We start from the raw sequence: 6,576 nt of genomic DNA, 5'->3' as shown, positions 1-6,576 counted from the left end.
AAACTTTTTGGGTGATGTAATATGTCGAAAAATATAAATACTCATCTTATGATAATACTTAGTGTATTATCTTTATTAATATGTATATCTCCTTCATTTGCAAATGGGGATTACAACCACAGATTAGGCGATGTAAATGCAGACAACTCAATAGATATTGCCGATGTGGTATATCTGTTCAAAAATAGAAATCTCAACCTTGAAGATGGAGATTTGAACTGTGATAATTCAATAGATATTGCCGATGTGGTATATCTGTTCAAAAACTATGACAGTCTGAGAAAACCTATCCATTATGCCAAAAATATAAAGATTACATACTATGACGAAAATGGAAATGAAGTAAATCCATACAACGGCGATGCATACTCATATAAAATAGTTGAAGATGCCACAGGGCAGAAATTCTTATTAAAAAATGCATCTCAATCCATACCAACCTGGACTGATGGAAAATATGATAAAATCCTAAATGTTCCATTGACAAATGTAGTTGTAATGAGCTCTACTCATATAGCACTAATGCAACCATTAAACAGTGATGGTTCAGTAATTGATTCAGTTAAAGGAATCATGTGGGGTGGAGGCTACACATGGTATTTCGACGATATTAAACAAGGGCTTGATAACGGCTCCATAGTTGACGTTGGTTCATCATACAGTCCAAATTATGATATAATAATAAACATATCTCCACAGGCGGTATTAGTATATCCAGGATACAGTGGGGATGCCATTATTGCAAAATGTAACGATTTGAATATTACTTATATCGCAAATGCAGAATATTTAGAAGATTCATATCTCGCAAGATGTGAATGGGTCAAGATGTTTGCAGCATACTACAATAAAGAAGATATGGCAAGCAAATACTTCACAAAGGTTGAAAAGAAGGCATTAAATGTTAGAAGATTAACAAGAGGCAAAGAACCTGTTCTAGTTGCATGGGGTAAAAATTACCCATCCTATGGTGGAACCTATGTACCTAAAGCTCAATCCTATATAGCTAAGGGAATAATGGATGACTGTCATGGGAACTATATATTCAGTGATTATCCTGGAACAGGCAGTGCAAAGATTGACTATGAAACATTTGCCGAAAGAGCAAAAGGTGCCGATATTTGGGTCGTGCCATCAAATACAAACTGGCTATCGAACTTCAAAAATGACCATCCTGGATATGACTTATTTAAATCAGTTCAGAATGGTAAATTATTCTGTATAAGTGAAGATTACTGGCAATTTGGACTTATGAATACAGATGAAGTATTAATGGATTTGGGAACAATCATACACCCAGATGCATTCAGTGGAAGAACCACCCATTACTTCCTTAGTTATGACCCAGACACTGGAACAGCAACCCCATACACTGCAAATTAAGTTATTATTACTAATTTAATTCTAATTATTTCTATTTATTTTGATTTTTTAATATCGGGTGATATATTATGAAGTGGAAGTTTTTTACACTCTCGGTTTTGATGATTTCTCTAATTGGGATGTGTTATGCAGAAGATGTATCAGTAGAATTAGTCCCAGACAATGTAAATGCATATACTGGGGATTCATTTAATTTGGATTTAGTTGTAAAAAATGTCCCAAACGATACCGGGTGCGAGGGCTTTGAGACATATATTAATTATAACTCAAGTATGATGAATATATCTGAAAGTAATATCGTCCTAAAAGATATAAGTGGACATACAACTAAAGATGATATAACTGTATCTAATGGAAAAATTTGGATTTCATTATGGTTTAGTAATAGTTTTACAGGAAACTTCACAATAGCAACTCTTTCATTTAATACATTAAATGAGGGAAGTGGAGCAGTATCATTAAGCGGAACTGTCATGTCTGATGTAAATGGGTTCCATATTGAACCATTAACTCTAAAAAACTCAAACATAACAATACTACTAAAACCAATAGCTGATATAATAACCCCTGCAACTGTAAGTGGTGAGCTCGGAGAGAATATAACCGTTCCAATAATCATATCCCCAAAAGAAAATGAAACTCTAAGTGAAATTAGTGGAACGCTGAGCTACGATAAAACAATAATAACACCGGTTAATATATCATCAAGCGCAGGGACTGTTTTGTTTAATACCTCAAATGACTTCTTTAAAATAGATGGCCTTAATAAATCAACAAATTTCACAGTAAATATTACTTATAACATAATAAATGTTGGAAACACCACAACTCAGTTAAAGGATGTTACTATCAAGGATAATGAAAGTTACAGCGTTGTTAAAAATTCAGATATCACAAAGATAATTATTCCTGGATCAGATTTAACAATTACTGATATTTTAGTGTCAAACTTAAAATCATATCAAAATAATACAATATCAATTACAATTAAAAATATCGGTGAAAGAAACGCTTCAAATAATTTCTCAGTAGTATTGTATATTGACTCCCAAGACCTTGGAACAAAAACCATTACAGGATTAAATGTTGGAGAAACAAAAAACATAAACTTTACATTTATGCCGATAGAAAATAAAAACTATACAATTGTTACCGTAGTTGATTCAAATGGAGAAATAAAAGAAATTAATGAAAACAATAACAAATATATAAAAACAGTTGAATCAGTTGAAGAACCTATCGCATTAAACTTAATCCCATCAACAAACCTAACAAAAACAGATGAAACATTTACTGTTAATATATCATTAGACAGCATTACAGCAAACAGACCTGTAAAAGGGATGGATGGAGTTTTAACCTACGATTCAAAAATATTGGAATGCGCAAACTTTACGTTCTTAATAAACGCGTCAGAAAACCTTAAAAACATTACCTTTGAAGATGGAAAAGTTGTATTCAGTATAATGGATGGAAGTATAAACACATCAACAACCATTGCAAAAGCAACCTTTAAGGCATTGGATGTTGGAAACTCAGAAATTGGGTTAGATGGAGTTGTAGTATCCGATATAAATGGATACAAATTTAATAATATAGTTATTAATCCAAAAACTGTTGTAGTTCAGGGACCAAACATTAAAATCATCGATATGGAAATTTCAAATCCATCAATATATAGAATGCCGACAACAATAAATATAACATTAACAAACAATGGTCATCAGGATATAGCAAATAAATCATTTGATGTTCATTTATACATAGATTCAAAGGACTTGGGAGTAAAAACTGTTGATTCATTAAATATTGGAGAAACAAAAACAGTAAGCTTTAATTGGACACCGGATGATACAAGAATATATACAATTGTTGCAGTAGTTGATAAATCAAATGTCATTAAAGAAGAAAATGAAAGCGATAATAAACTGGTTAAAAACTTAAAAGTTGTTGAAGTACCTGTTTATTTGAAATTATATAATACATCTGAAACTAATGGAACTATTGTGGCATCTATTGATACAGAATCTATAAGTTCTAAAAGACCTTGTAGTGGTTATGATATTAACCTAACCTTTAAAAATATCGAAATTTTAAATGTAAGTGGAATTGGCATAGTTAATTGGAGTGTAAATAATGACAGTCTATTTATAAGCGGTTATAACTTCACAGAATCTGGAAAATTCAATATTGGAAATATAACATTCAAACTCATTGATGAAAATAATACATATTCAGTAATACTAAAACATGCTACATTGTCAGATTGTGAAGGATATAAATTTAAGAAAATATTTATAAACAACACAATTATGGGGAAAGAATTAAAAGAAGCATTGAAACATATTAATATGGATTCTGAGGCATTGAAGGACGTTGATTTAGATAATGTAAAAATAATATCTGGAAAAGGCCTTAATATAACAGTAATTCCAGTAAAAAATGATAGTATTGAGATACCCCATCTTGAAAACATATCAATAAACTTTACCGGAGAACATATTAAAACTTTAAAAGAAGTGACGCAGAAAGCTACTGAACTTAAAAACACTAAAATTAACGATGAAAACGAGATGAATAAAACAATTGATAATATATTATCAGAGGTTAAACCAATCCTAAATGAAGGATTCAACATAACAAACATAACAAAAGAAGAAGCTAAAAAAGAAAATAATAAATTAATATCTACGATAAAATTCAAAGCAATAAACACCTCAAATAAAGGATTTTCAATAATAAGAATCCCAATAGGAACTTTGGATGTTGAAGATATAACCGTAAATAATGGAACAGAAAATATAACTTTAAAAGAAAACGATATCACTGGTAAAATAGGGTGGTATAGAATACCTGTTGAAGGAGTATTGGAAATAACCTTAGTCAAAGACCCAGAGGTAAATATTATACTTGCTGCAGCACTGCCAACCACTGAAACAACTAAAATATCATCAACATCATCAGGCTCCAGACATAGAGCTGTAGATAAATATCCAAATGTAGCAGATGATATTAAATCAGAAAAAATAAAAGAAATAGTTCATAAATACAAACTAATAATAGGTTCAGAAACAGACGACAACTTATCAGCAAAATGCCTTAAAAATACCACTGAATTGGTAAATAAATCATTGGGAATAACCGAAGATTGCATCTTAGTTGGGGGACCAGTAGCAAACCCACTAGTTAAAAAATACGCATGGACCTTTAAAGTAAAAGTAACCAACGACTACCCAGGAGCTCATAAAGGGGTTATCCAAAAGCAGCTAATAAATGGACATACAGTAATACTATTAGCAGGTTCAGATAGATGGGGAACAAAGGCAGCAGTGGAATACTTCAAAACATTGGATGACATTCCGGATGAACCAGTATTTGTAGAATGGCAGGATGATAAAGTAGTGAAAATTGAGAAGCCTTAAATCTTTAACTTTTATTCTTTTTGATGAAATCGAAATCTTTGTTTCGAGCATGAAATTGCTTTGCAATTTCAAGCTTTGAAAGTTGAAAACTTTCAATGCAACGAAAACCTAAACGTTTTCGTTCAACTTTTTTAAAAGTTTCATGGAAAGACGTAAAGCTGCATATAAAATAATAAAATAATAAATTTTCTTTTTTTAATTTTTTTATCGGATTTAAAATAAAATTGGAAATTTGGGAGCTCCCTTTATTTTATTTATTTAATATATTATAAATTCTCCTCAATCGTGCATCAATACCAAATATTTTTTTATTAATTTTTTCGTTATTCCTTTTTATAACTAAATTCCTTTTTATTAAAAAAATAAATTAAAATTAATATATATTGATATATATAATGTAAATAGGTGTAATAATATGAATGAGGAAGTTTTAAAATTTGATGATTTAAAAGTATATAAAATTATAGAAATTACGCGGAGATGAATTATTTATGTTGCCTGATAAAAGAGGTTTAAAAATAATCAACGAATACATGAGCTCAGGACTAAACTTAGAAGAAGTTAAACAAAATCCTTACGGATTTTGTAGCGTTTCCGAGCGAAAGCGAGGAAAACTTAAAACCGAAGGTTTTAGGTCTTCGCTCACTTCGTTCGCTCCGATTAAAAAAAAGTTAATATCAGAGCTGGAGAAACTGGATCTATTGGTTAAAACTGAAGACGGAACCTATACCCTAAGGTCGGAACATGGGGAAGAACTTATGCATTCAAGGGTGGGAGCTCTGACCGAAAGTGTTGAAAAATTTGTTATTCCTTCAAATTTAGAGAACATGTCACATCCAAAGATTTTAGACCTCTGTAGTGGCATGGGTTACAATGCAGTAGCTGCACTCCATTTTAATAAAGACTGTGAAATCGACATGGTGGAAATCAGTGAAGAAACCCTTTTTCTTTCCCTATGTTTGGATATTCCATATAAAGAACATGAATTAGTAAAAGAGTGCATAAATAACTATTTTTTGAACAAAAACGAAAATGAAAAAAAGATAAATTTACACGTTGGGGATGCAAGAAAGATTATTAAAAACATGGATAAAAAATACAATATAGTGTTTCATGATGCATTTTCTCCACAAAGGGACGCTGTTTTATACACAGTTGATTTTTTAAAGGAGATTTATAAAAGGATGGATGATAACGGAGTTTTAATATCATACTCTTCATCAATACCTTTTAGAAGTGCATTGGTAGAATGTGGTTTTGTTATATCCGAAGGTCCAAGTGTTGGTAGGAAGAGGGGAGCTACGGTAGCATACAAAAATCCACCATCAGATAAAGATATAAAAAGAATTTCGGAAATAGATGAACGGCTAATAGCACTTTCAACAGTTGGAGTTCCATATCGAGATAAAGAGTTAAATCTGAATCATGAGGAAATAATAAAAAATCGAGAGATTGAAAGGGAAGAATTAAAAGAAAAATTAGTGAGTGTGGGAAAATACATCTCAACTAAGAAAATAAAAAAAGGAGATATCCCTAATGAGTTTTTAGAAGTTCAAAAATTGGGTTTAAATTCTTCTGAAATAATTAGAAAAATGAGAAGTATGTTATTGCGAAAACCAACCCCTTTAAAAATCGAAGCAAATTTCTTTGAAATTTGCTGACTCACGAAACCGAAGGTTTCGTCGAGAGGTGTTGGGAATCCAAATCTGATACCTACTCAACGAAGTTGAGTAGGTATATTTATGGATACATTATAAAAAACTACCAAATA

Annotated in this window: 3 protein-coding genes; all 3 read left to right on the top strand. The window is 31.1% G+C overall.

Going from position 1 to position 6,576, the window contains the following annotated elements; translation table 11 throughout:
- Positions 1-21 precede the first annotated feature (21 nt).
- The 3 genes from F555_RS0102620 to F555_RS0102610 all read left to right on the top strand — a co-directional run bounded on the left by F555_RS0102620 (position 22) and on the right by F555_RS0102610 (position 6,466).
- Entirely contained in the window at positions 22-1,383 is a 1,362-nt protein-coding gene (locus F555_RS0102620) for an ABC transporter substrate-binding protein (protein ID WP_026182922.1), read from the top strand.
- Positions 1,384-1,451: 68 nt separating this feature from the next.
- Positions 1,452-4,805: a CARDB domain-containing protein gene (locus tag F555_RS0102615; RefSeq protein ID WP_018153666.1), complete on the top strand. Its 3,354-nt coding sequence runs from the start codon at positions 1,452-1,454 to the stop codon at positions 4,803-4,805.
- 491 nt (positions 4,806-5,296) lie between these two features.
- Positions 5,297-6,466, top strand: a complete 1,170-nt coding sequence (locus F555_RS0102610; RefSeq protein WP_018153665.1) for an MnmC family methyltransferase — start codon at positions 5,297-5,299, stop codon at positions 6,464-6,466.
- Positions 6,467-6,576 lie beyond the last annotated feature (110 nt).

The sequence above is a fragment of the Methanothermococcus thermolithotrophicus DSM 2095 genome (genome assembly GCF_000376965.1).
Taxonomy (GTDB): Archaea; AGJL01; Methanococci; order Methanococcales; family Methanococcaceae; genus Methanothermococcus; species Methanothermococcus thermolithotrophicus.
The sequence above is the reverse complement of the archived record's forward strand: the minus strand, read 5'-3'. Positions and strand labels throughout refer to the sequence as shown.

What these genes read in the sequence shown, in the direction of transcription:
- F555_RS0102620 (WP_026182922.1), top strand. Translation starts at nt 22, where the DNA reads ATGTCGAAAAATATAAATACTCATCTTATGATAATACTTAGTGTATTA.
- F555_RS0102615 (WP_018153666.1), top strand. Translation starts at nt 1,452, where the DNA reads ATGAAGTGGAAGTTTTTTACACTCTCGGTTTTGATGATTTCTCTAATT.
- F555_RS0102610 (WP_018153665.1), top strand. Translation starts at nt 5,297, where the DNA reads ATGTTGCCTGATAAAAGAGGTTTAAAAATAATCAACGAATACATGAGC.